At 51.2% G+C, this 25468-nt stretch carries 24 protein-coding genes; 6 read left to right on the forward strand and 18 right to left on the reverse strand.

What is annotated here, in order from left to right:
* Positions 1-72 precede the first annotated feature (72 nt).
* Entirely contained in the window at positions 73-1170 is a 1098-nt protein-coding gene (locus tag EDM59_RS26050; RefSeq protein WP_122926338.1) for a nitric oxide synthase oxygenase, read from the reverse strand.
* 109 nt (positions 1171-1279) lie between these two features.
* Entirely contained in the window at positions 1280-2515 is a 1236-nt protein-coding gene (locus tag EDM59_RS26055) for an MFS transporter (protein WP_122926444.1), read from the reverse strand.
* Between the two features lie 422 nt (positions 2516-2937).
* Between EDM59_RS26055 and EDM59_RS26060 the strand changes: the two genes are divergently transcribed.
* The 5 genes from EDM59_RS26060 (at position 2938) to EDM59_RS26080 (ending at position 8370) form a co-directional block, all read left to right on the forward strand.
* The gene (locus EDM59_RS26060) at positions 2938-3624 is read left to right on the forward strand and encodes a response regulator transcription factor (protein ID WP_122926339.1); all 687 of its coding nucleotides are present in this window, start codon (positions 2938-2940) and stop codon (positions 3622-3624) included.
* Positions 3617-4897 (forward strand): sensor histidine kinase, encoded by a 1281-nt coding sequence (locus EDM59_RS26065; protein ID WP_122926445.1) that lies wholly within the window; start codon positions 3617-3619, stop codon positions 4895-4897. The genes EDM59_RS26060 and EDM59_RS26065 overlap by 8 nt, the downstream gene beginning before the upstream one ends.
* Before the next feature lie 152 nt (positions 4898-5049).
* Positions 5050-5751, forward strand: a complete 702-nt coding sequence (locus EDM59_RS26070; protein WP_122926340.1) for a polyphosphate polymerase domain-containing protein — start codon at positions 5050-5052, stop codon at positions 5749-5751.
* A 24-nt stretch (positions 5752-5775) separates the two neighbouring features.
* Positions 5776-6465, forward strand: coding sequence for a DUF4956 domain-containing protein (locus EDM59_RS26075; protein WP_122926341.1), 690 nt, complete (start codon positions 5776-5778; stop codon positions 6463-6465).
* Positions 6466-6552: 87 nt separating this feature from the next.
* Positions 6553-8370 (forward strand): CotH kinase family protein, encoded by a 1818-nt coding sequence (locus tag EDM59_RS26080; protein WP_246011250.1) that lies wholly within the window; start codon positions 6553-6555, stop codon positions 8368-8370.
* Between the two features lie 72 nt (positions 8371-8442).
* Here EDM59_RS26080 and EDM59_RS26085 read toward each other — a convergent pair whose 3' ends face one another.
* From EDM59_RS26085 to EDM59_RS26160, 16 genes are all read right to left on the reverse strand, one after another.
* Positions 8443-9342 (reverse strand): hypothetical protein, encoded by a 900-nt coding sequence (locus EDM59_RS26085; RefSeq protein ID WP_122926342.1) that lies wholly within the window; start codon positions 9340-9342, stop codon positions 8443-8445.
* 32 nt (positions 9343-9374) lie between these two features.
* Positions 9375-10334, reverse strand: coding sequence for a zinc-binding metallopeptidase family protein (locus EDM59_RS26090; protein WP_122926343.1), 960 nt, complete (start codon positions 10332-10334; stop codon positions 9375-9377).
* Positions 10327-11202: a cell division protein FtsX gene (locus EDM59_RS26095; RefSeq protein ID WP_122926447.1), complete on the reverse strand. Its 876-nt coding sequence runs from the start codon at positions 11200-11202 to the stop codon at positions 10327-10329. The genes EDM59_RS26090 and EDM59_RS26095 overlap by 8 nt, the downstream gene beginning before the upstream one ends.
* Positions 11195-11845, reverse strand: a complete 651-nt coding sequence (locus EDM59_RS26100; protein WP_122926344.1) for a cell division ATP-binding protein FtsE — start codon at positions 11843-11845, stop codon at positions 11195-11197. The genes EDM59_RS26095 and EDM59_RS26100 overlap by 8 nt, the downstream gene beginning before the upstream one ends.
* Positions 11845-12453 carry a hypothetical protein gene (locus EDM59_RS26105; protein WP_122926345.1) on the reverse strand — a complete coding sequence of 203 codons (609 nt, stop codon included), beginning with the start codon at positions 12451-12453 and terminating at the stop codon, positions 11845-11847. The genes EDM59_RS26100 and EDM59_RS26105 overlap by 1 nt, the downstream gene beginning before the upstream one ends.
* The gene (locus EDM59_RS26110) at positions 12450-13091 is read right to left on the reverse strand and encodes a phosphate starvation-inducible protein PhoH (RefSeq protein WP_246011251.1); all 642 of its coding nucleotides are present in this window, start codon (positions 13089-13091) and stop codon (positions 12450-12452) included. Before EDM59_RS26110 ends, EDM59_RS26105 begins: the two co-directional genes overlap by 4 nt.
* Before the next feature lie 71 nt (positions 13092-13162).
* A complete protein-coding gene (locus EDM59_RS26115; RefSeq protein WP_122926346.1) occupies positions 13163-13990 on the reverse strand; it encodes an ABC transporter ATP-binding protein in 828 nt (275 codons plus the stop codon).
* A gap of 21 nt (positions 13991-14011) precedes the next feature.
* Positions 14012-15715 carry a dipeptide/oligopeptide/nickel ABC transporter permease/ATP-binding protein gene (locus tag EDM59_RS26120; protein WP_122926347.1) on the reverse strand — a complete coding sequence of 568 codons (1704 nt, stop codon included), beginning with the start codon at positions 15713-15715 and terminating at the stop codon, positions 14012-14014.
* Positions 15712-16752: an ABC transporter permease gene (locus EDM59_RS26125; protein WP_122926348.1), complete on the reverse strand. Its 1041-nt coding sequence runs from the start codon at positions 16750-16752 to the stop codon at positions 15712-15714. Before EDM59_RS26125 ends, EDM59_RS26120 begins: the two co-directional genes overlap by 4 nt.
* Positions 16753-16771: 19 nt before the next feature.
* Positions 16772-18433 carry an ABC transporter substrate-binding protein gene (locus EDM59_RS26130; RefSeq protein WP_122926349.1) on the reverse strand — a complete coding sequence of 554 codons (1662 nt, stop codon included), beginning with the start codon at positions 18431-18433 and terminating at the stop codon, positions 16772-16774.
* 43 nt (positions 18434-18476) lie between these two features.
* Positions 18477-19001, reverse strand: coding sequence for a hypothetical protein (locus EDM59_RS26135; protein WP_122926350.1), 525 nt, complete (start codon positions 18999-19001; stop codon positions 18477-18479).
* 290 nt (positions 19002-19291) lie between these two features.
* Positions 19292-20188 (reverse strand): LysR family transcriptional regulator, encoded by an 897-nt coding sequence (locus tag EDM59_RS26140; protein ID WP_122926351.1) that lies wholly within the window; start codon positions 20186-20188, stop codon positions 19292-19294.
* A gap of 180 nt (positions 20189-20368) precedes the next feature.
* Positions 20369-21160 (reverse strand): ABC transporter permease, encoded by a 792-nt coding sequence (locus EDM59_RS26145; RefSeq protein ID WP_122926352.1) that lies wholly within the window; start codon positions 21158-21160, stop codon positions 20369-20371.
* Positions 21161-21164: 4 nt separating this feature from the next.
* Positions 21165-21938, reverse strand: coding sequence for an ABC transporter ATP-binding protein (locus EDM59_RS26150; RefSeq protein WP_092271838.1), 774 nt, complete (start codon positions 21936-21938; stop codon positions 21165-21167).
* A 5-nt stretch (positions 21939-21943) separates the two neighbouring features.
* Positions 21944-23011, reverse strand: coding sequence for an ABC transporter substrate-binding protein (locus EDM59_RS26155; RefSeq protein ID WP_122926353.1), 1068 nt, complete (start codon positions 23009-23011; stop codon positions 21944-21946).
* An 85-nt stretch (positions 23012-23096) separates the two neighbouring features.
* Positions 23097-23597, reverse strand: coding sequence for a DinB family protein (locus EDM59_RS26160; protein WP_122960966.1), 501 nt, complete (start codon positions 23595-23597; stop codon positions 23097-23099).
* A gap of 168 nt (positions 23598-23765) precedes the next feature.
* On the opposite strand from EDM59_RS26160, the gene EDM59_RS26165 reads away from it, so the two are divergent.
* Positions 23766-25430, forward strand: coding sequence for an AraC family transcriptional regulator (locus EDM59_RS26165; RefSeq protein WP_122926354.1), 1665 nt, complete (start codon positions 23766-23768; stop codon positions 25428-25430).
* Positions 25431-25468 lie beyond the last annotated feature (38 nt).

A 25468-nucleotide genomic window follows, 5' to 3' on the forward strand; every position in this document is an offset into this window, starting at 1 on the left:
AAAAATGAGCTTCCCTGTCCAAAAAAAGATGCCGCGAACCATCGTCCGCGGCATCTTCCATGCTGTATTCAGCTATATTTGGGGCAAATCCGGCTTTGCCTGGTAGTGGAAATTCGGCGACTCCATCCGGTTATCGTAGGAGCTGTGAAAAATATGCGTAGCTGCAGGTGATATCGGTGGAATCAGCCACGTCCAATCCCCTGTAACAGCACGATCCTTTTTCTTTTCCCGCTCTTCAAACCGCTGAAATTGCTGGCTCGCCGTGTGATGATCGACGATGGACACACCTTGCTCCTTAAAAGAATGCAGCACCGCTACGTTCAGCTCGATCAGCGCTTTGTCCTTCCAGAGCGTCGATTCGCGGCTAGTGTCCAGATTCAGGAGATCGGCTACTTTCGGCAGCAGGTTGTAGCGTTGCTCGTCCGCGAAGTTTCTCGCTCCGATTTCCGTTCCCATGTACCAGCCATTGAACGGCGCCGACAGATAATCAATGCCTCCGATTTCCATGCGCATGTCCGCGACAATCGGTACCCCGTACCACTTCAACTGCAAATCAGCAATCGATGCGTGCTCGGGATGCACGATCGGGACCTCGATCACGAGCTCTCGCGGAATTTCAAAAAACTGTGGACGGTTGTTCCCGAGTTGAAGGACGAGCGGCAGGATGTCGAAGTGAGTGCCTTCTCCCTGCCAGCCCAGACTCTCGCATAATCGGGTCAGTGCAAGCGACGCCGAATCGCCCAGCACGCCGTATTCCGTCTCATAGCCAGCATAGCGGATCAACTGGTGATTCCAGATTCGCAGCTGCGGCTGACCCTCCCGATGAGGCGCAAATACGGTAATGGTCGGACGTATCTTCCCGCCATTTGTCGCGTACTCGATATGATGAAACAAGGCTTTGGCCATCTGCTCCTCGGTTTTGACCTCGCGTGCATCAAATACATGCAGCGTTTCCCAAAAAAATCGTCCGATGCAGCGATTGCTGTTTCGCCATGCCATTTTTGCTCCATGGCGCAGCTCCTCGGCTGTATGCTCATACGTACCATGTGCCGCGATCGATTCGCGCACTTCCTGCAGGCGTTTTTCCAGCTCTTGCGGTGTTTTCTCCAGCTCGCCGTAGCACGTGTGGATGAAGCGCTCAGCGGCCTCTAACAGTTCTCGATGTTCCATAGTGCCCTCTTTTCACGCTCGTGTTGTCCCCATTATAGTTTTTTACCGAGCTCATTACCAATCTCCTAGCACATACGTCACAGATCTGTTAGAAACCCGTTACGGAGCATTATTTGAGTCCTTCCGTCCGCCGCAGCTCTCGCACCGATGGGACAAAATACATCCAGATCGCCACCAGCACGATCAAAGAACCCGAGATAACAAACCACATCGCTACTCCCAATACCTCTGCCAACGGACCGGCTACAAACAAGCCTACTGGGGTCGCAATCAACATCATGCTGTTGATAAGTGCCATGACCCTGCCCAGAGCAGCCGGATCGATCATTGTCTGGATCATGACGCCGAACGGCCCTCCAAAAATGGGTCCAGATACGCCCATCAGGCAAGCGATCCCGACGAAAGCGATATAGCCAAAGGTCGGCAAAAGTCCTGAAAAGACCAGTCCCAGGCCGAGCACCCCAATGCCTCCTGCCATCAAGTGCACACGGTTCTGCTTCGCACCCCAGCTACCCAGCAGGATAGACCCTAGCATCATGCCGATCCCAAAGGAAAACTCCACGACTCCCGCATGCCAGGCACCGCCCCCAAAGTGACTCAGCACCATGAGATTGAACAGCGCTCCAACAGGAACATACACAAAGGTCGTAAGTCCAATCGCCACTGTAATCATGACCAAGGCTTTCGACTTGCCCAGCTCCTGCAAGCCGTACTTCATTTCGCGCCACATGTTTGGCTTCGCCACTTCATCGGCTTTTCGCTCAGGCTGCGGGATGCGCACCAGCAGCAGGGAGATGCTCGCCAAAACAGCACCGACGATATCGATCAGCAGCACATGCTCCATCGAAAACATAGCCAGCATAAAGGCACCCAGCATCGGGCCGATCACAATCGTCGCGGAGGACAGCAGCTGGGTCCAGCCTTGCACGCGCATCAATTGATCCTCAGGGGCTATCAGCGGAATCGACGCCTGCATGGAAGGCATGTGAAACGCTGTGCCAATCGAGCGCAAGCCCAACACCAAATAAATCACCCAGAGCGGCGGCTCCCCCATCAGAAAGATGATGGCAAGCCCCAGACTAGTCGCTGCTACAAACAGGTCGGACAGGATCATGATCTGCTTGCGATTCAGGCGATCCACCATTGCCCCGGCAAAAGGCCCGATCAACGCCTGCGGCAAAAAGCCCGCCATAGATGCCATCGTCAACACGACAGCCGACCCTGTCGTCTGTGTCAGCCACCACACGATGCTAAACTGTACAACAGAGCTTCCAATCAAGGAAAAAGCCTGACCTGCAAATATCGTAAAAAATGTTCGTTTCCAATCAAGACGCAACGGATTCATATAGATATGCTCCTCTTCGTGGACATTCGTGGCTTTGATTTGCTTTCGAAAGCACAAAAAAAGCACGGATAACGTCCCTTCCGAGGGTTGGTCATCCATGCTTAGCCGTTGCACGATAGAAGCACGCCAAAATGAAGCCTAGTTCTTTCTAGGCTGCAGCATAAAGAAGCAGTGCTCTTTTCACGTTTTCAAAACGCAAGCGCAATTTGCAAGCATGGCAAATAACCCATCGAAATCATGGGAAATGTATCCGTGCCTCCTTAGCGCATGCGTACGATAAACATGAAAAGACCTCCTTGGCTGTGCAAAATGTATTTTCATCCTACCGCGTATAAGGAAGGGGTGTCAATTGGAAGCTATGTCCTTTTTTGGACATAGTAATGACATATTTCCTGGTTATCCTACGTATTGAGGTGTTTTCTATGAAGCTGTTAATTATTGAAGATGACCATCATCTGTCGGATACGATCAAGGAAACGGCACAATCCCTGTTTGAAACGACGCAAGCTTTTGACGGCGAGGAAGGCTTGTTTTTAGCTGCACAAAATATATTTGATGTCATCATTCTGGACATCATGCTGCCCCATTTGAACGGCTATGAGGTGCTCGAACAGCTCCGCGCGCAGCACGTAACGACTCCTGTCATCATGCTTACCGCCAAGGACGGGATTGATGACAAAATCCACGGCTTCAAAAAAGGAGCCGACGATTATTTGGTGAAGCCGTTTCACCGGGAGGAGCTCCTCCTGCGTCTCGAAGCTCTCGTACGTCGCAGTGTTGGGGATTTCAACGACCAGACGCTGCGCTTTTTGAACCTGCAAATCAATACCAAAAACAATCAGGTCAGCATCGGCGATGAGGTTCTGAAATTGAGCGGGAAGCAATACGACCTGCTGGAATACCTGCTCAACAACCGCAATACCATCCTGACCAAGGAGCAGATTTTTGATCGTATCTGGGGCTTTGACTCTGAGACATCCACGACGGTCGTCGAGGTATACGCCAGCAATCTCCGCAAAAATTTGAAGAAGTACGGCTACGACAAGTACATCAAGACATTCCGTGGACTCGGGTACATGCTGACGGAATCCGGTGATGGCGATGAGTGAGAATAAAATCATCACCCGGCAAAAAATGACCTTCGTGATCTACAATTTCATCGCTTTCACCCTGATCTTTTCCATATTCGGTCTGATCATTTTCAGCCAGATGAAGCTGACGCTGTACTCCAAGACGGATGTGGATCTGTTTTCGTTTAAAAGAAACATCGAACAGAACGGCTTACCTCCACTGCAAAAACGTACCTACGGGCTGCCCGACGAAAGACAGCGCGTTCCCCTGCCGTTCATGCCCAATCCGCGCATCACGATTCTCACCTGGAATCAACACGGTGAATTAATCAACACGGAAGGCAACATCGGCTATTACGGAGATATTTTCTCAGATCTGGCTTTGGTGCCGAGTGATCCCCCAACGACCATTGTCATCGATGGACAATACCACTTTCGATCACTGACGCTGCCTGATCCCAATCCACAGGACGAGATTGCCACCGTTCAGCTTTTAGTCAACGTCGACGGGGAGCAAAACGTCATTCACAATTTTCAAACCATCCTGATCATCTGTTCCGTACTTTTCATTCTGTTGTCATTGGCAGCGAGCTTTATTTTGTCCCGTCAGACGATGAAACCCATCATACGCTCGTGGAACAAGCAGGTCGAATTTGTGGAGAACGCTTCGCACGAGCTGCGTACACCCCTGACTATTATCCAGAACAAGGTCGAGCTATTGCTCACGACGCCTTTTGAAAAGATCATGGACAAATTCGAGTCGATCGCACTCATCCTCTCCGAGACGCGCCGCTTATCCAAGCTCACGACTGATCTTCTTACATTGGCGAGAGCCGACTCCAGTGAAACTCAGCTGGTCATGCAATCCGTTGAGCTTGATCCTTTTGTGCGCGAGGTATGCGAGCCGTACATAGAACTCGCACAGTCACAGTCCAAGCATTTGTGGGTCGAGGCACAGTCAGGCACGACCATTCAAGCAGATAAAAGCAGACTGCATCAGCTGCTGGTGATACTTTTGGACAATGCGATCAAATATACAGGTAAGAACGACAGCATCCTGGTCAAAGTCAGTTCGGACGACCACTTTGTGTGCTGTGAAATCAGCGATACGGGGATTGGCATCAGCGAGGAAGGACTGCAGCAAATTTTTGACCGGTTTTATCGCGAGGACAAAGCGCGCTCTCGGGAAAAAGGAGGCGCCGGACTCGGGCTCTCCATCGCTCAGTGGATCGTGAACAGTCATCACGGGACGATCAAGGCGCTTCACAACCAGCCAAAAGGAACGATCATTCGAATCAAGCTGCCAAAATAGCGCTATACAAAACGACCGGTCTAAACCGTCATGACGAGACGGAAGGCGGGTCGTTTTTTTCTTGCTCGAGAGCTTTAAGCTTTCTTTAAGTTTTTGTAAATATACTGTGAATCAAGCAAGAGACAGCCAGACATAAAGGAGTGTGAACATCGATGCAAAAGACGGAACAGCCTGCCTTCAAAGGTCGCGTAGAGCTCAAGCACGAGATAAGCAAGATGGATTGCTTCCTTCTTCGACATAATCTTCAGCACATCATGAAGCCTGATCCTCATGCGAATAAAAATGGAAAGTATGTAATCCGCAGTGTTTACTTTGACAATCTCGATGACAAGATCGTGACGCAAAAGAAAGAGGGCTTCTACCGCCGCGATAAATATCGGGTGCGCCTGTATGACTACAACACCGAGCTGTTGCATCTGGAGAAAAAATCCAAGGTCGACAATCTGTGCCAGAAAACGAAATGCAGAATCACCGCCGAGGAATACGAGCGCATGCGTCACGGGGATATCGAATGGATGCACGCCGACCCCCGCGACCTGATTCGCGAGCTGTACGTGCAGATGACACTGTATCAGCTGAAGCCGATCACTATCGTCGATTACGAACGCGAGGTCTTCATCTATGAGCACGGAAATGTGCGCGTGACCTTTGACAGCTCAATCAAAACGAGCTTCCGCAACAATGATCTGCTGAATCCAGATGTGATCATGATCGATACGCTCGAGCCTAACATGGTCGTGCTGGAAGTGAAATACGACGAATACCTGCCCGATATTATCCGGAAAATGCTGCAGGTGACGGACCGCCGTAAAAGCGCTTTTTCCAAATACCAGATCAGCAGAATGTTTGGATAAAAACCATTTAGGAGGAAAAGAAAGATGAACACCAATACCATCAACTTTAGCGACATTTTCAAGTCGAGCTTTCTTGAGAATACGACCAGCTTTTCCGTCGTCGACTCCCTGATTTCGCTCGCAGCGGCTTTTGCCGTCGGACTCTTTATCTACGTTGTGTACAAAAAGACATTTGCGGGTGTGATGTATTCGCATACGTTCAGCATCTCCCTCATCGTCATGACGATGGCTACCGCCCTGATTATTATGGGTGTCTCGTCCAACGTCCTGTTATCTCTCGGGATGGTCGGTGCACTGTCGATTGTTCGTTTCCGTACGCCGATTAAAGACCCGATGGACATTGTCTACATTTTCTGGGCCGTTGCTTCCGGTATCCTGTGCGGCGCTGGCTTCATTCCGCTGGTCATCATCGGTGCCATTCTGATCGGCTTGGTTCTCCTGTTCTTCATCAACCGTCTGACCGTTGAAAATCCGTTTCTGTTGATCGTCCGCTACAACGATCCTGCTATCGAGACTTCGCTAGCGCACATCGTATCTGCCCAAGCCATCAAGCATTCTGTCAAATCGAAATCCGTAACGCCTGGCAACGACCTGGAGATGATTTACGAGATTCGCGTAAAGAAAAACGACACGGGGTTTGTGAATAAAATCTCGAGCATGGAAGGTGTGCAGTCTGCCATGATGCTCAGCTACGACGGCAACTTTACCGCGTAAATAAATCTTCCCCCGATGCGAGCATAGATGTTCCTCTATGCTCGCTTTTTTCTAGGGAAACAGCTTAATGAAAGGAGCCCGCCGATTATGAAAAACAAATATATTGTGGCATCTATCGCGATTATGCTGGCCATTTTCATCGTCGTCCTCTACGTGCTTCCCCAATGGGGCGTCACGAACCGAGCGCAGGGCCAGTCCTATGTGACCGACGTATTTGACCAGAGCCGAGTGACTACCGTTGACATTACCATCGATGAAAACGACTTTGCCAAGATGCTGGCAAATCCGCTCGACGAAGAAAAAATGTACTCTGCTGATATCGTCGTGAATGGAGAAAAGGTGGAGAATGTAGGGATCCGTACAAAAGGAAACATGACGCTTAGTTCCGTAGCGCAGATGGAAGATTCCGAGCGCTACAGCTGGAAGATCGATTTCGATAATTATGTAGATGAACAAAATTTGCATGGATTGAAAAAGCTCAATCTGAACAACAACTATACCGACCCATCGCTAATGAGGGAGTATTTGTCCTACACGTTGATGCAGAAGATGGGGATACCGACTCCCGCTTTCTCTTACATGTACGTCACGATCAACGGGAAGGAATGGGGACTGTATCTCGGGGTGGAAGCCATCGAGGAAACATTCCTGGATCGCAGCTTTGACAATAGCCGCGGAGATTTGTACAAACCGGATGGCGTCGGCAGCGATCTGAAGTGGATCAGCGATAATATCAAAGATTATACTGGCATCAACCTGAAAACAAACAAGGATACCAAAGATCAGTCTGAGTTGATCGAAATGCTTGATGCCATCAATCACGGCGGCGACATTGGGAAGTACCTGGATGTAGACGAGATGCTCCGCTACTTCGCTGTCAATACCGCCGTGGTCAATCTGGACCATTATCAGGGCAGTCTGAAGCATAACTACTACCTGTATGAAGAAAACGGCGTCTTCTCCATCCTGCCGTGGGATTACAACATGTCGTTCGGCGGGTTCGGGGTCGGCGGTATGGGTGGCGGTGGCGGCAAACCCGGTGAAGCTGGGCAGCAAAACGACGCAGGCAAGCAGGCAGCAAATAAAGCAAATCCTCAGCAAGCTGCCGGTGGTGCAGCGCAAGGAGAGCAAGCTGCCAAGCCAAATGCCAACCAAGCCGCCGCTACCAAAGCGGGGAACGCGCAAAACAACATGCAGAGAGGAAAATTTCCCGGCGGTGGCGGCGGAATGGCAGATATGGCTGCCAATTTTATGAGTGAGGATAACATCAATTTCAGCATCACGACGCCTGTATCCGGTACCACTCTGGAAGACCGTCCACTGCTGAATGCCCTCTTGTCTAACGATGAATATCGGGCGAAATACAACGAGTATTTGCAAGAGATCGCTACCAACTACTTTACGGAAGAATACATGGGGACGATGACCGCAGACATCGCCAACCTGATTACACCGTACGTTGAAAAGGATCCGACCAAATTTTATACGACCGAGCAATTGAAAGAGAGTGTGTCGGGTGAAAAAAGCCTGGTACAATTCGCGGTGAAGCGTTCAGCCTCCATTTTGGCACAGCTGTCCGGAGAGCTGGTAGTAGAAGCCAATACCACGGGCGGTATGGGCGGCCCCGGAGAGATGCCTCAAATGGGCGATGGGCAGAACCAGGGAAATTGGCAGCCACCTCAAATGGGCGATGGGCAGAACCAAGGCAACATGCAGCCGCCACAGATGGGGAACGGACAAAACCGTGGCGAACGCCCACCAATGGGTGCTGGCGGGCCGGGTAGCAGAACTGCTGCGGCCAACCAAGGTTATTCGATGACTACCATCATGGAAATATCCACCTTCATCGTCATCCTCATCGTAGGGATCGTCTACGCATTCTTTTACAAACGCAGGAGATCGTAGACATCGAAAAGCCCGAGCGCATCCGCCTCGGGCTCTTTCTTTATACCTGCTCCTCTATGCTTCCTTTTACAGCTATTTCCTCTTTCTGCCAAAAAACAAGGCCCCGACAATCCCCACCAGCAAGACTACCAAAATGACAGGCACGAACGGAAAGCCTGCGCCCTCCTCCTGTCCTGCAGGATCTGCCTGCCCGTGATTCGCGTGATTGGCAGGATCGTTACCCGCTGGCTGACTCGCTGCTTGCTGTGCCTGCTCCGCCGATTTTGTGAATTGAATGAGCTGAAGCTGCTTTTCCTGACTGCCGTCGCTGCTCACCATCCACGATTCCTCTATGGTTCTCCCTTCCCATTCGGTGGGGTCCACAGGAGCCTGTACGATTTTCGGGTGAGCCGTGATCTTGTATGGCTGATCGGCGATTTTCACGATATACGACTTCGTGCTATTCCCAGCCGCATCCTTTTCCTCCAGTGACGTTACCTTGTCCACTTTTCCCGCTGGTCCCTGGGAGAAGCCTGCCTGCTCGTAGAGTGTTTTTCCTCGATGCTCATAGACAAACTGGGCAAATGCCTCTCGAGTCAGTTCGTCCTTTGCCTTCTCTACTTGGACCTTCCCTTGGAAATAGGCTTGGTTTACGTCCTCGTAGGTCGCATTCCCCTCCAGAGAGGGAACGAGTCCTTTTGCAACAGCTGCCTGCGCGATTTCCTCGTGCTTTGCTTCTTTACCTGCCAATTTGAAAAAGGAGCCTGCCCAATAAGCGAGATCGGCGCGCGTCAGTTTTTCCTTTGGCGAGAACAAGGCTGTCCCGTGATCAGCCGCGATGACTCCCAGGCCGCTCAGGTAGACGATCTGTGCTTTCGCCTCCGAATATTGCAGGTCCTCGTATAGATTTTGCTCGTTGGTGATATGCGCCAGCGCGTTCGTAGGCATGATCAGCGCGAGCAGCATGCACAGTAACAGCAGACTTCTTTTCATGCGTTCTTTTGTCCCCTTCCTGCTAAAGTTCGTTACGGTTTTTGTAAAAGCAGTGCTCCGCTGGACTGCTGCACATGGATGTCTTTCTGGACTCCCGGCAAAAGCTGCAGCTGTTCGGTCGGGATCCGGAATCCTTTTAGCTCCTCAATGAGCGTACTCGGCATGAGAAAGCCGTTGAAAAACCCCGCTTCGTACGTCAACGTGGCGACTCCGTCCTGCGCTTTCAACACCTGACCTATCAAAATGACGTGCAGGTCGGGCTTTTGAAAGACGGTGTACACATGATCGGATCGGAAAAAGTATTTCAGCTGGCTTCGTTCATTCAGCCATGTTTCCGGCAGCTTGTGGCCATAGCCCTCCTGTGCAGACATCGCCCATTCCCTCATATGCTGCTCGGTCAACGAGCGGTCCTCCTCCAGGAAAGCCAAAAGCTTGGGCTCAACCTCTGACATCCAGTCGATATCCAGATAGTTGGCGAGCTGATCGAGCGGCAGCTCTGGGTTGTCAGCCAAAAATGCTCCTCTCGCCGCCAAATTCTCCTCGATGACAGCGAGCAGCCTTTCGTGGCCAGCAAGCGTTTCTTTCGTGGTCACGAGCTGCTTGTACTCCAGGTAAAGCTGATCCAAATCACGCATGTACGCGTCGAGGTTGCGTTCGATCAGCCACTGACTTCCCATGACATCGGCTGGCGAGCTCTCCTGCAGCAGCAGCGAAAGCCATGTATCGAGCCCCATTTCGCTGTAGAATTGCAGCTTGTCCACTGCGACCTGCCGATTGCCTTCGTACTGCGATTTCATCTTCTCGATCCGAGGAGTCAGCTCGCTGATTTGCTGTTTGGTATTGGCTACTTCCTGCTTGAGCTTTGCCGTGGTGCTCTCATCGTTCACCGTAACCAAAAAATCAGCGAAGGCTCCTGTCAAATGCGCGTAAACCGTCGATGCCACTGACAAGGCCAACACAGCGGATAGGACGAGAGTGGCTTTTTTACGCATGATCGATCAGCTTCCTCGTCGAAACGTAGCTGGCAGCCAGACCGACCAGCGAACCTGCCACCACGACGGCCAGCATGGTGAAATAGACCCCATTCATCGAGAACTGAAGGGCAAACGGGAACTGCTGCTGCAAAGGAGCCAGCAAGCCCGTGAAAAACAAATAGACGACAATCGCAGCCAAAAGACTCCCGATCAGTCCAATCAGCCAGCCCTCAAACAAGAATTGTCCTCTCACCTGTGCCGGCTTCGCGCCAATCAAAAGCCGGACGCGTATTTCCTGCCTCCGCTGGTAGAGAGCGAGACTCATGGCGATGAAGACCATGCCAAACGCCAAAAGGACGAACAACACGAGCAGCAGTAGCCCATATTGATTGATTTGCTCCGACCATTTCAGGATCGTCTCTGCAAATTGCTGCGGGTAAACGACCTTGATGATCTCCTTCATGCCGCCCAGCTGCTCTGCAAACAGCCCCATCTGCGACTTGTCCGCAAGCTCCAGCCGAATAGCATCCGGTATGTCGCTTTCCTGAAAGGAAAGCAGCAAATGTTCTCGGCCCGTAAAGAAAAAGGAGAGGCGTTCGAGCATCTGCTCCTTGGTCTCGACCTCTGCCGTTTTCACATAGCTGTTGTTCTGCAGGATCTTCGCGACTGCCTCCGTATCCACGGACGGATCGAGGTAGACCTTCATCGTTACCTGCGATTCCAGATAGTGCATGAGGTCGCCGACACCCAAACGCACGAGCAGCAAGATGCCGCAAAATGCCATCGCCACAAAAATCAAGAGCGCCGCTGACGTGGCCGCCCCCAGATTTCGCATAATCCCTTCCCTTGCATCCCTGAGCATGTACATGGCTCTTTGATTACTCATGTTCCCGTACCTGTCCATTTTCCATCACCCATGTCTTCGCGGGAAATTGTTCAATGAGCGTGTCCGAATGCGTCACGATCAGCATCGCCGTCTGTTCCTCTTCATGCAGTTCTTTCAGCAGTCTCATAACATCCAGCGCTGTCTCGTTATCCAGATTTCCTGTAGGCTCATCTGCCAAAAGCAGGCTGGGCCGATTCAGCAGAGCACGGACGATCGCGACCCGCTGTTGTTCTCCACCTGAAAGCTGCTTGGGGAAGCAATCCTTTAGTCCCTTCAAGCCCACTCTCTCCAGGAGACGACTTGCCTCAGGCTCGATCTGCTCCCACGTCTTGCCCATGACTTCGCCTGCCAAAGCCACGTTTTCCATAACGGTCTTACGCTCCAACAGCTCGAAGGATTGAAAAATGATGCCCATCTGCCTGCGCAGCTCGTATTTGGGGATTTGTCTGATCGGAGCCCCGTTGATCTCGATCTGACCGGAGAAATCCTCGATATCCCGATAGAGCAGCTTTAGCAGCGTACTTTTCCCTGACCCCGATCTTCCCTGTAAAAATGCAAATTCTCCAGCCCCCAGATGAAACTGGAGGTTCTGGAGAATGGCTCGTTGCCCGTAGAGCTTGGAGACGCCCTGCAAACGAATCATCAGACTTTGCCTTCCGCAAGCCATGGCAGAAATCCGTCCAAAAAGCGCTCTGTCGCAGGCATGAAGTAAGAGCCGAAATGAAAATCAGGGTCAAGCGTTGTCACGATCCACGTACCTTTGGAGCTCACTTTGTCTACGTAGAGCACAGCGCCGTCATCTTCCGTAGAAACGAGAATGTCTGCACCTTCTGGCGGCCAGTATACCCCGTGCTGATGCCAGGTTGCGTCCTCCAGCGTGATGTAGTTTTTGAACAGATCGTATTCAGGGTTTTTCAGCACAAGGCCGCTGTGCGCGTCCTTCTCCAGCCACCACCAAAAATTCGTGGGACGCAGCTCCCAGTTTTGTCCCGGGATCCACTCTTTTGGCTGCGGGCCGAAAGCCACGACGATTCCGCCATTGTCAGCGAATGCCTGAATCTTCTCTTTGTTTTTCATGATCAAGCCCATATGCAGCTGGGAAGGAACCAACAGTGCGTCAAATTCGTCCAGCGGCGTCTTCTCCAAATCTGGCAGGTAGATCACTTTGTCAAAGTAACGATGGTATTTCGGCTCGTGCAAGCTCCGGTAATGCTGGGAGCTTCCTCCGTATAAGACCGCTATTTTCCTCATACCTGCACACCTCTTTCTTGAAGCTGGCTGTACTCGTCACGTACCCACTGAGTCAGCTGGAAAGCGATACGTCCTGTAGATTTGACAGGAGAATTGTAGCCAAACAAATCCCCGCCTGCGTGCACCAGGATCGTTCCATTTGTGCTGTGACGGTCAATATAAGTGATCGGCTCACCGCCCGGCAGGTTCAGCAATACCTCGGCACCTTCTGGAAGCGGGTGATGGCCTCTGGCAAAAAATCCGGCAACCCCTTTGTTGTAGGTCATATCTTCCGTTTTGACCCCTTCAAAAATAGGATGTGGCTTAGTAATGGAAACATCGTAATCGTTGTGGTTGCGAATCGTTTTGGGCACGAAGCTGGAGCCGCCCGGCAGCCAATCCAGGAACAGATTGCCCCCGAAGACCAGCACCTTTCTCATGTCGAGAAACTCGCGAATCTTTTCCTTGTGGCGATACAGGAACTCCTGGTCGATGAGTCCGGTAATCACCAGGCATTTGTAAGGGGACAGGTCATGATCCGGCAAATCGTAAATATCAATAAAGTCCATCAAGTCTTGAAAATTCGGGTCGCTCAGGCGCGCTTCTCCAAAACAGCAGCCGGAATCGAGCATCAGAAAGTCATTCGTCTTCTGCTTCACAATAGGGCCTCCTCTGTCATCTCTTTTCTATGGTTTCTCTTATCGTAGCCACTCGGGCTTTCTCTTCTAAATCAAAAGGAATCCAGCTCTAGCAGTGCCGAGATAAAGCCTTGCGTGAATGGATGCTGCGGCTGTTCGGTAATTTCTTCGGGAGTTCCCGTCTCGACGACTTTTCCCTGATCCAAGACGAGCAGCCGATCGCAAAATCCACGGGTCAAGGCGAGATCGTGGGTAACAAACAAATAGGCGATGCCGTGACGCTCGCTCAGTTCCTTCATGAGCTGCAACAGATCAAGGCGCAGCGATGTATCGAGCATGGAGGTTGGCTCGTCAGCTACAATCAGCTTGGGCCTTGTAATGAAGGCTCTTGCCAGTCCGACCCTTTGGCGCTCGCCGCCTGACAGCTCATGCGGATAGCGCTGCAGGTAACGATCCGGCGAGAGGGATACCTCTGCCAAAGCTTCCCGGACGGCATGCCGTCTTTGCTCGGGCTCTTTCGCATACAGCTTTTGAATCACGAGCGGTTCGGCCACCAGCTGTTCGATGGTCATGCGCGGCGACAGCGATTCGTATGGATCCTGAAAGATCATTTGGATCGAAGAAGTCGCCTCCTTGCGCTCCTTTGCGCTCATACGCTGCAAATCTTTGCCCTGATAGATCAGCTGACCGCTGTCCGACGACTCCAGACCTGCGATGATTCGCCCGATCGTGCTTTTGCCTGCTCCGCTCGCGCCTACCAGCCCTACGGTTTCGTTCGGCTTGATCGAGAGGCTGACGCCGTCCAGGACCGTCATTTTGTATTTGTTCGATCCTTTGATTGCATAGGTTTTTCGCAAGCCTTGCACCTGCAGCAGGTCTTCCTGCCACAGATGCTCCGCTGCTTTCGCGTTTGCGCTCATCTGTCCATGCCCTCCGTCCGGTTATCGTTGTTCTTGCAGGGGACGAGCTGTCCGCAGCCTTGGAATCGAATCGATCAGGCGTCTCGTATACGGGTGCGTCGAATGATGTGCCACCGTAAGCGTCTGTCCCTGATCGACAATCTTGCCCTGATTCATAATCACGACTCGATCTGCCAGGCTGAGAACAACAGGAAGGTCATGTGAAATGAAGATCATGGACAAATTCAGGCGCTGCTGCAGATCTTTCAGCAGCTTAATGATTTCCACCTGCACTTTTACATCCAAGCCGGTCGTCGGCTCATCCGCGATGACCAGATCCGGTTCGTTGATCAAGGCCATGGCGATGACGACGCGTTGGCGCATCCCTCCGCTCAATTCATGGGGAAAAGCAGCGCCCCAGCGCGGAGTCAGACCGACCTGCATCAGCACTTGATCGATTTTCTCCTGGATCTCTTGCTTGCCAGCCTTGTGATGGGAAAGGATGGCTTCAGCCAGCTGCTCGCGGACTCTCATGACCGGATTGAGCGCATTCATCGCCGCTTGGGGAATGAGCGCAATTCGATTCCCGCGAATTTGCCTCATCTCGACCGGAGACAGACGGGACAGATCGCGACCTGCGAAATGTATCCCCCTCTGCTCTACCATGGCAGGAGGCTTCAATAGCTGCATAACTGCCGCAGCGACGGTCGATTTTCCACTTCCCGACTCCCCGACCAGCCCCAGCACCTCTCCTTTTTTGATCACAAAGCTGACGTCATCGACAGCAGTCATGGTGCTGTTCTCTTTCGGATAACGGACGAACAGGCTCTCTACCGCAAGCAATACGTCTGAATCTGCAGTAGACGTGCCCGGTACGGCAGCTTTCACGGCAGATTTGGCACCCTTCAGGGAAGCCGCCTGGTAGGCACGCAAGCGAGGATTTACCCGCTCTTCCAAGTAATAGCCGATGAAGGAGAAGGCCAGTACCGTAATCACGATGCACAGCCCCGGCGGAATGACCCACCACATCCAGGCTTCCGTCAAAAATGCACTGCGTGAGTTGGCGTAGAACAGCATGCTCCCCCAGCTCTTGGACAAGGGATCCCCCATACCGAGAAAGCTGAGTGACGATTCCATCATGATGGAGACGTTCACAGCCTGCACGAATTGCGGAATGACGAGAGGCAGCATGCTCGGGAATATGTGCTTCCACAAAATGTAGAAGTGTCCGGCACCCATCGACTGTGCAGCCAGGACAGCGCCCCTACTGCGCAAGGACAGCGTCTGCGCCCGAATCTTACGCGCCTTTCCTGCCCACATGACGAGGGTAATGACCATTACCTGGGTAACCAGGCTTGGTCCCATGTAAACCCCGATCACAATCATCAAAGGTAAAAACGGCAGCGTGAGGCAAATATCTACGATCCGCATCAGGAGAGAATCGACCCAGCCGCCTGAGTAGCCGGAAACAAGGCCAATCGCCGTTCCGACCAGAGTCGCGAGCAACGCGGCGGCTATCCCGATCGTAAGCGATGTACGCGCCCCGACGACCAGCTCTGCCATGATGTCCTGCCCCATGTCGTTCGTTCCCAGCCAATGCTCTGCTCCAGGCGGTTGGAAAGGCATCCCTGTCTGTTTATCTGCGTCGTGCGTCACTACATGCGGTCCGATCAAAGCGAGCAGGAAAACGATGACCAGCATGAGGACACCTGTCCAGCCAATCCATTTGGCACCCTTGCTTATCATGCTGTCTCCTCCTCTATTTGATTGCGGGAGCTTTCCTCCCGCGACCACGCGCGTGAACGAGAGCGTGGGTCAAACAACGGGTACGTCACATCTGCGAGCAAATTGGCCGCAATCACACCTAACGTTATGATGAGAAAGACGCCCTGCATCATCGGATAGTCCCGCGCGATCACACTCTCGTACAGCAGCCGACCGATCCCGGGGTACGAGAAAACCGACTCTACTACCACAGCACCACTCACGAGAATGCCGAGGCTCATCGTGATATGGGTGTAAACCGGAAGCAAAGCATTGCGCAGAGCGTGGTTAAAAATCAAACTGCGCTTGCTGGCACCCTTGGACTCCGCCATGTATACGTAATCCTGGCCCAATGTTTCCAGCATGGATGAGCGCGTGAGCAAAAAGTTCCCGCCCACTGTCGCAAGCGTAATCGTAATCACCGGAAGGATCATATGGGTGATGATCTCGCCCACATATTCCGCAGTACCGCCGGTAAAAGCGAGGGGCACCGCACCAAAGGACGGCAGCCACCCCAGATTGACCGAGAAGATCGCGATGAGCAGCATGCCAATCCAAAAGCCCGGAATCGATTCTACTGTCAGCATCGCAGATAAAAAGAACAAGTCACGTCGCTTCCCGCGATTCCAGGCAGCGTAGGCGCCGATCACGATGCCGATCACTGCACTGATCATCAGCGAGGGGGCGACCAACAGAACGGTCCACGGCAATCGATCCGCCAACACCTCTGTCACTGGTTTTCCGTATTTGATCGAGCTACCCAGATCGAAGTGGAAAACTCCTGTCATGAAATCTGCATATTGCTCCCACACGGATCGGTCGAGACCCAGCTCATGAAGGGCCCGCTGACGCTGCTCCGGGGTCAATTCGTTAATCGTGGTCTCCCCGAAAAAGAATTCTAGTGGGTCCCCCGGCGCCAGTCTAGGGAGCGCAAAATTGATCGACAGGGCAACTGCCAAAACGAGCACGTATTGAATCAGCTTTTTCCCGAAGGTGGAGGAGAACCATGAACCGTTCATTTTCAGACTCCCCTTTGTTTTACTGTTCGGCTTTCGCCTTTTTCGCACCATCCGGCAGCAGCGAGTATTTATTGATAATGCCGTAGCCTTTCGATTCTACCCACTGATCGAAGCGGTCGGAGCGGTACGCGAATTTTTCTTCTGGATAGAACAGCGCGACGCTGGTCGGCTGCTTATTGAACAATTCCTGCATGGCAAAGCCGATTTCCTTGCGTTTGTCCAAGCTCGTTTCAGCCATCCATTGCTTTTGCAGCGCATCCATTTCAGGATACGGAATGGTTTTGTTCCACAGATACGAAGAACGGTGCGACATCACGAACTGATCCGGGTCGGCTACGCCGTGGGCGCCGATGTTGCTGATTACGAGATCAAAGTCACGCGTTTGACCTACGGTTGCCATCGTACCGGAATCCAGCACTTCTACTGTTACTTTGACACCAACTTTGGCATATTGGTCTTTCAGCATTTCTGCTGCGCGAATCCAGGAAGGCTCAGTAGAAGGAACCTTCAGCGAGAAGGCAAGCGGTTTGCCATCTGGCATTTCTCTCACACCGTCATTATTGGTGTCTACGAATTTCAGGCCGTCCATGACGGATTTTGCTTTTTCTGCATCATAGGGCGTGCTCAGGTTTGGATTGGTCCATGGCGAGTCAGGATGCGGATATCCTTTCAAACCGGCTCTGCCTTTTCCGAGCATGACCGTGTCCACGATCGCTTGACGGTCTACGGCAAGCGACATAGCGTTGCGGAACTCCGCTGTGTTGAATGGTGCCTTGTCATAATTTTGCTTCAGCTCGATGATGGAAAGTGGAGAAGTTTCTGCTACTTTCATGTTTGGTGCGTTGGTAAAAGAAGCTTCCAGCTCTGGCGGCAGCGGTCTGGCAGAAATATCGATCTCGCCGGAGCGCAGCGCGTTAAAGATCGCGGTAGGGTCCTTGATCACAGGCATGACCAGGGTGTCTACCAGAGGAGCACCTTTAAAATAGTCTTTGTTCGCTTCAAACTTGTAGTATTGATCTGCTTTGTACTCCACGAGCTTGTATGGTCCAGTACCTACTGGCAGGTCCGTAAATTTGCGTGGGTTTTCTACCTTTTCCCAAATGTGCTTCGGCAGGATTGGCAGGTCAGCAAACGTGATTCTTTCCAAAGACGGGCAAGCGTACGCGCATGTAAAACGAACGGTAGATGGGTCATCCAGCTCGATTTTCTCAATGTGCGGCACTTCGCTTACGTGGTGGGTGTGGCGGTTAGCCGGACCATCGCGGTAGTATTCGTACGTGAACTTCACATCTTCCGCAGTGAAAGGGGTACCATCATGCCATTTGACTCCATCGCGGATTTTAACCACCCAGGTCACATCATCCAGCTGCTTGGCGGATTCAGCGAGCCATGGCTCTGGTTTATCGACATAAGGAGATGGCGAGAACAATTTATCGAAAACGAGTTCAGTCAAATAATCGATGTTGCCTGTGTAGATGTTGATTGGGCCTGCATCACTTGGCAGACCGATTTTCAATTCGGAAACGGTTTTGGCGGCAGGCTCTGCTGCTGTGCCTTGAGCGCCTTGTGCCTGATCCTGGCTTGGCGCCGGTTGGCTCTGGTTGGATTGGCAGCCCAGCACAAACATCGATAGCAGTAAAAGATAAGTAAGCATAAGTCCGAAAGACTTGCGAGTAAACAAACCGATAACCTCCCTAATGATTTGTAATGTTCTTTCTAGGAACCTAAGAAATGCGCTTTACAATCAACAGCTCATCTACAGATAACGCCATAGCTCGTTCAGACAGCTCCAGCTTCAGTCGATCAAAATCTTCTTCGTCCTGCTCTGTCATCGCGTTTTCTCTGCCCTTTTTCAAATATTCGTAGAAAGCGGGCGGCAGGAAATCTTGGCGCAAAGCAACTTCTACGGCTTTGCCATCCGCTGTGGAGATGACATACGCATAGGATTGCGGACGATAGGGATCGTGCTGGGCAACCGGATACTCAACGTTCACGGTATAAACGCCGCGGGTCAATGCACGAGTCACAAACTCGAAGACGTCACGAAACCCTGGGCCAGCATGACCAGACATGATCGAGATGTCCTTGCGATTCGGTACTTCCTCCCCATACAGCTCAGCAAAGGCTGCCTGCAGCGTGCGATACCCGACAGCAACCGCCATCAGCGCTACGCTCCCGTGATATTTTTTTACATCGGAATAGCTGATTTCCAGTACTTCCTTCCGATCCCTCATGCAGATGACAGACATAAATGGAACCCCCTTAGAAGTTGACACGCAACGGTGCTTTCAAAAACTAGATTCATCTTAATTTAATTGATAATGAATATCAATCCCACACAAAATAAGCGAAAGCTAATAAACCCTTTTTACACGGGCGTTTGCATGCTCGAATAATATTTTTGAATCTATCTATTCAATTTTTAAATAGCATAAATACTTCCAGAACCTTCGTGTATCAAGGGTTTTGGCCACCTAATATCTTACAAAAAGCAAAAGACCCTCCAGATCGAAGAGTCTTGAATGGGGCGTTAGACGTCCTATACAGAGCGCAAATAATGTTCTACATTTTGGCAAAAAACACGATCCTCCTGTGTGAGCTTGGCATTTTTGCGGAACACGAAGCCGTTCTGTCTCTTGATTTGAATAGAAGAGATCGGTTTGTATACCAGCTCTCCCCGCCTGATTTCCTCTTTGACCGCTCCATGCGGAAGAAAAGCGATCCCATGGTGTGATTTCACTGCCTGCTTGATCATTTCAAAGTTGCTCATCTGCAGGAAACGCGCCTTTACCTGCCTGCTTTCCAGATGCTCCATCACGTACTGCTGCAAATACTCGCTCTTTGGCAGGAGCACCGTTTCGTTTTGCAGATCCCGGGCGTACAGCAGTCTGCGGTTTGCGCAGGAATGATCAGCGGGAAGCACGAGCAGCAGCTCTTCTTCAAAGAGGACGGAGGTCTCAAAATTTTTGCGGATGTAGTCATCCTCCGGGTAGATCGGCATCAGCGCATACTGCGTCCGGCCCTCTTGAAAGCAACGAATCAAATCACTGTAGCAATACGAGTTAATCTCCAGCGGTCTTTGCGGTGAAATGGTATGAAATTGATTGAGAATATCGGAGAAGTAATACCCTGCAATGTAGTTGCTCACATAGACAGACAAAACCTGCTCCTGCTGCGAGACCCTCTTCAGCTGAATAGAAGCTTCATCGACCAGATGGGTAATTTGCTTGGCGTACTGCAGCAAGACCTCTCCCTGCTTCGTCAGCTCGACCTGCTTTCCCGAACGGAAAAAAAGCTGCGAAGAAAACTGCTGCTCCAGCTGCTGGATATGGTGACTGATAGTCGGTTGTGAGCAGTACAATCGCTTTGCTGCCTCCGTAAAGGAGCTGCACTCCGCAAGAACGATGAAGGTCTCCATTTTTTCCAATGTGTTCATCCCAAAATTCCACCTCACTAAAGGACCGCAAGAAGTAAATATTTTACTGAAAATGATAATTGTTATCAACTATAATTTTACTTGATAAAGACTTCGGTGTCCATGCTCAAATGTTCTACCCTTTCGCATACAAAAAGTGGCCCCTGCTTTCGGGACCACTCTTTTCTACTTGCTTTTCTTCTATTTCCACGGGATCAGCTTGCGCTCCAGCCATTGCAGAACACGATTAAACGTTAGGCCGAGCAAGGATAAAATCAATACCCCTACCATCAGCTTGGTCGTAATCATGAGGTTACCATAGTGCAAAACCATCGCACCGATCCCTTCCTGCGCCGCTACCATCTCGGCAGACACCAGGAGCAGCAGGGACGTACCCGCAGACAGCTTCAGACCGGCAAAAATCATCGGCAGAGAGGCTGGCAGGATGACCTTGCGAATGACATTCAGATGATTGGAGCCAAACGTCACAGCTGCCTTGATCAGCATCGGATCTACGTTCTTTACGCCGGAAAAGGTGTTGATGACTACTGGGAAAAAGACCCCCAGCGCGATAATCGCGACCTTTGGCATTTCACCGATCCCCATCCACAGGATGATCAACGGCAGCAAAGCGATTTTTGGAATCGGGTAGATCGAATAAACGATCGGCGACACAATCGCATCGGTCCAGCGGGAGAACCCGAGAATGAGCCCCACGAGGACACCCAGAGCCGCACCGATCGCATAGCCAACCCCGATCCGGTAAAGACTCGCGATCAAGTCTTTGTACAGCTCACCACTTGCGATCATATCCCAGCCTGCCAGCAAAATGGCAGTAGGTGCCGGCAAAAACAGGGGGGGTACGATTTCCAGTCGACAAATAATCTCCCAGACTACGAGCAGGCAGACAATCCCCAGGACGGCTGCGTAGCTTGGGATTTTTGTCTCCAAAAAGGCGACACGGTTGGTTATGACTTGTCGTTGTTCAGACATCTTTCTACCCCTCCCTCGATGCTTCTTGAGCATCGTGGCGAATGAGCTGCCAGATCTGATCGGCATACTGCTCGAATTGCGCACGGTATTGCTCTTGATCCCGCCCGATCTTCGGCATGTCAATCTGAATGATGCTCTTGATCTGACCCGGATGTCTCGACAGGACAATGACCCGATCCGCCAAATAAACGGCTTCCTGAATGTTGTGCGTCACGTAGAGCGTGCTCAGCTTGGTGCGATTCCAGATGGTCAGGAGCTCTTCCTGCATGATCGTACGTGTTTGGGCATCCAGCGCGGAAAAGGGCTCGTCCATCAGCAAGAGGTCAGGCTCAATCGCCAACGCACGGGCAATCCCGGCACGCTGTCTCATCCCACCGGACAGCTGCTTCGGATAGGCATTTTCAAAACCGCTGAGGCCGACCATCTCGATGTATTGCTTCCCTTTTTCCTGCTGCTCCTGCTTGCTGGCCCCCGCTTCCTCCAGCCCGAAGATTACATTTTCATAAACGCTTCGCCAAGGAAACAACGCGATTTCCTGAAATACGATCCCCAGGCTCGGCTTTTTGCCATTGGTACCTTCGAAGTATACCGTTCCGCTCGTCGGCGACATCAGGCCGCCTACGATGTTCAGCAGCGTGGACTTCCCACAGCCGCTCGGTCCGACCAGAACAACGAACTCTTCTTTTTCAATAGAAAAATTGATATTCGTAAGGGCAGTGACTTCTCTTTTTTTCGAGTCTACAAACGTTTTATCGACGTTTTCAACAACGATCCTCATTGCATTCACTTCCCTAGCTTCTGCACAGCTTCTTCAAGCAATTGGGTGTTCACGATCTCGGTCGTGTCGATTGCTTTGTCGATCAGCTTTTCTTTTGCATACCAATCTACCTGTGTCTTGATGTCGGATTCCAGCAGTTTTCCATCACGGTCGATGTACGGCAGACCTTTTTTGATCATGTCCGGCTCTTGATCGGTGTACTTCGCGATAATGCTGACTACCTCATCGTAGTTCGCCCCTGGTACGATTTTGCCGTCCTTTTGAGTCAAAACAGCGTCGTAGTAGTAACGAGTTGCTTTTGCGTAGGCTTTCAGGAAGCGCTCAGCTGCATCCTTGTTTTCAGCCAGCTTCGGGGAGAAGAAAATACCGGAAGTCTGGTAGTCCATCTCGTCGCCTACTTGTGCGATGACTTTTCCGTAGCCTTCTTCTACTACCGTAGAGATATTTGGTTCGTTCAGCAAAATCGCGTCGACTTGTTTGCTTTTCAGCGCTTCCATCAGACCCTTGATGCTGTTCAATGGTACGAGCTGTACATCGTTCAAGGTCAAGCCGTGATTTTCCAGCAGTCTTCCTGCCATGTAGTGGTAGGTAGAGCCTGTTTGCGTGATCCCGATCTTTTTGCCCTTTAGCTCTTCAATGCTTTTAAGAGGTGAATCGCTAGGGAACAACAAAGCCGAGGACGAGTAGCCCTTCTGTTCTCTTCCTTTATCTGCAACGATGAGCAGCTTCTGTCCGCCTGCAACCATGTTGTAAAGGCTGGCTGTAATTCCTGTTGCCCCTACATCCACGCTGCCTGCAGCCGTAGCCACTGCGATCGGCTGAGCGGCCTCAAACCATTTCGCTTGCGCATCGATGTTCTCTTCTTTAAAGAAGCCTTTTTCAATCCCGATAAAAAGCGGCGCCGAGCTGGTCAGCTTCAACATCCCAATATCAACCTTTACAGCTTCTGCTGCTTGCCCTGCTTGCCCTGCCTGCTGCCCAGTTCCCTGATCCCCTTCCGACTTCCCACAGCCCACGAGTGTCAAGGACAGTGCCAATGCTGCACCTAGCAATATTCTTGCTGACTTTTTCACAGTACATTACCCTCCATTTTGTTTGTAGTTGTTCCTATCTAATTTCAATTATATTTCGACAAAGTAACATAAAAAAGTGTATAGATCAATGTTTCCATCGCAATAAATGCTCGTCTCCTTCCTGTAATATCCTCGTCATATATACAATCTGACCTGTGTGATAGGAATAGTGGGAAGTTGTATGGTAAAGAAGTTCCATAATTGTCTTCTGATAGGAGGCGATCCCTGCCCCTGGCGGATAAGCAATCGTGACTTCTCTATGGAAGTCCTCCTCCGTTAATTTCTCGATCACCTGGCGCGACTGTGCACGTACGTCAAAAAGGCGCTCGCGCAGCTGTGCCGATGTATAGCTCCCCATAGCCAAAAATTCCGCAGAGCGCTCACGAACAAAGGGCTTGCTCCCGATGGCGCTCACTACGTTCTGATATTCGTTTCCCGCCAAATGCAGACACAAATTTCCGATGCTGTTGGTGCTCTCCCTTCCCTTTTTCCAGATCTGCTCATGAGAAAGCCGATCCAGTGCTATATGGATCCGATCCAGCTCCGTATCGAGCAGCTGCAAGGTTTGCTTGTAAAACAGATGCATGTTCGTTCCCCTTCTCTCTATTTTATTCATGTGAAATTTCTATTCATCTTACCATTACTTTCTAGCAATCACGAATGCTTCAGAAAACCCTCTCAGCGTTGACATTGATAATGATTATCAATAATATGGTTTTAAGAATAAGGAACCCGGTAAGAAAGGAAATCCATTATGGCACAACAGCAACAGATTCATCCATTCTTGCAGAACACGATCGTGGAAATCAAAGAATCGGGCAACCGCACGTACTCACCCGAAGGCCCACGCTGCGATAACATCGCCCAGAGCCATACTCTCCTGTACTGTACAAAAGGAAAGGGAGAGGTGGTCATCGACGGCTCCTCCTCCAAATTTGCCCGCAAAACGTTGCTGTTGCTTCCTCCACAGATCAGCTTTGAAATCACGCATTCCTCTTCTCACGGGATCGAAATGCACGCTCTTTCCTTTGACCTCTATCGGCTCTCTGTTTCCGAGGATCATCGCAGAGTTTACGAGCGAGAGCTTTCCTTTCCTCTACATGGAGTGATTGAAAAGACCGGTCCCCGGGTACAGTACCTGCTCCGTCAATTTTCCGGCCAATCGGCTCCCCCGAAAAGAAGCCAGTCGTTGTATCAGCTGGATGAATTGTACGAGCTGCTGGAATTGATTTTGCTAGAGAATCCGGATGAGGACCTGCCAGCTACGCCGCTGTCCGATGCGCCAGAGCAATGGCTGCCACTCACCGTACAATACATGCAGGAGCATTTCGACCGCGACATCACCGTAGAAAAGCTGGGAGAGCTGGCAGGGATGCATCCTGCTTATTATTCGCATTTGTTCAAGCAAAAAATGAACAAGACTCCCTATGAATTCCTCACGAATCTACGAATGAACAAAGCAAAGGAAATGCTGCTCGTCTCAGATAAGAAGATCAAGGAGGTCGCCCGAGAAGTCGGCTATATCGATGAATTCTACTTCAGTCGCCGTTTTAAAACCTCCAGTGGCTATGCGCCCACTACCTACTCCAAGCAGCCTCATGCCAAAATGATTTCGCTTTCGTTCCCCTACACGGAGCATCTGCTGACCCTGGGAGTCGTTCCCTGTGCCGCTCAAACGCACAAATACTTTCCCGCCGCCGTCAAAAGCTTGATGCTTCCCTTTCATGCGTCAGACCCTTGGGAGATCAGCAGGCAAGCGTTTTTAAAGCTGGACCCGGATCTGATTTTGTGCAAGGATAACGTCTCTGTGAAAGCGCGCGAAAATCTGGGTGACATCGCTCCCATTGTCACCATACCGTGGACCACCATGGATTTTTTTGGTCACTTGCAGATGATCGCCGGCATCGTGAACAAGCAGGAGGCTGCTCAGGAATGGATCGATCAGTACGAGAAAAAGGCCGAGAAAGCGCATCAGATCGTGGCAGACCACATCGGCGACAAGCGTACCGTAGCCATTTGCGTCCTGCGGGAAACGGGCTGGCGAATGTACGGGGCACGCAATATCGGGCACGTGTTTTACCGTTCCCTGCAAATGCTGCCCCCTGCACGGATGCAGGCAGAGATGCAGAAGCATAACAACGGAAAGATGCTCACATGGGTTGCCATCTCGATCGATGAGCTGGATCAGTACGAATCGGACTATTTGTTCATGGTCGTACCATCGCGTGAGGAAGCGGGAAAGCAGTGGAAGCTTTTGCAATCGAATGCAGCCTGGCAGCGTCACCCTGCTGTCATCGCCAATCGCTATTGCTTTCTCGAATGGGATCAATGGAAGGTGTATGCTCCCTACTCACTGGAGCGCCAATTGGACATGGCCGTCGATCTCCTCACGTCCCCGACTAACCATGTCAGTCTATAAGCAGGTCATCCTGTCAAAACGTTTAGAAAAGTCCAAGG

Source organism: Brevibacillus nitrificans (assembly GCF_003710965.1).
Classification (GTDB): domain Bacteria; phylum Bacillota; class Bacilli; order Brevibacillales; family Brevibacillaceae; genus Brevibacillus; species Brevibacillus centrosporus.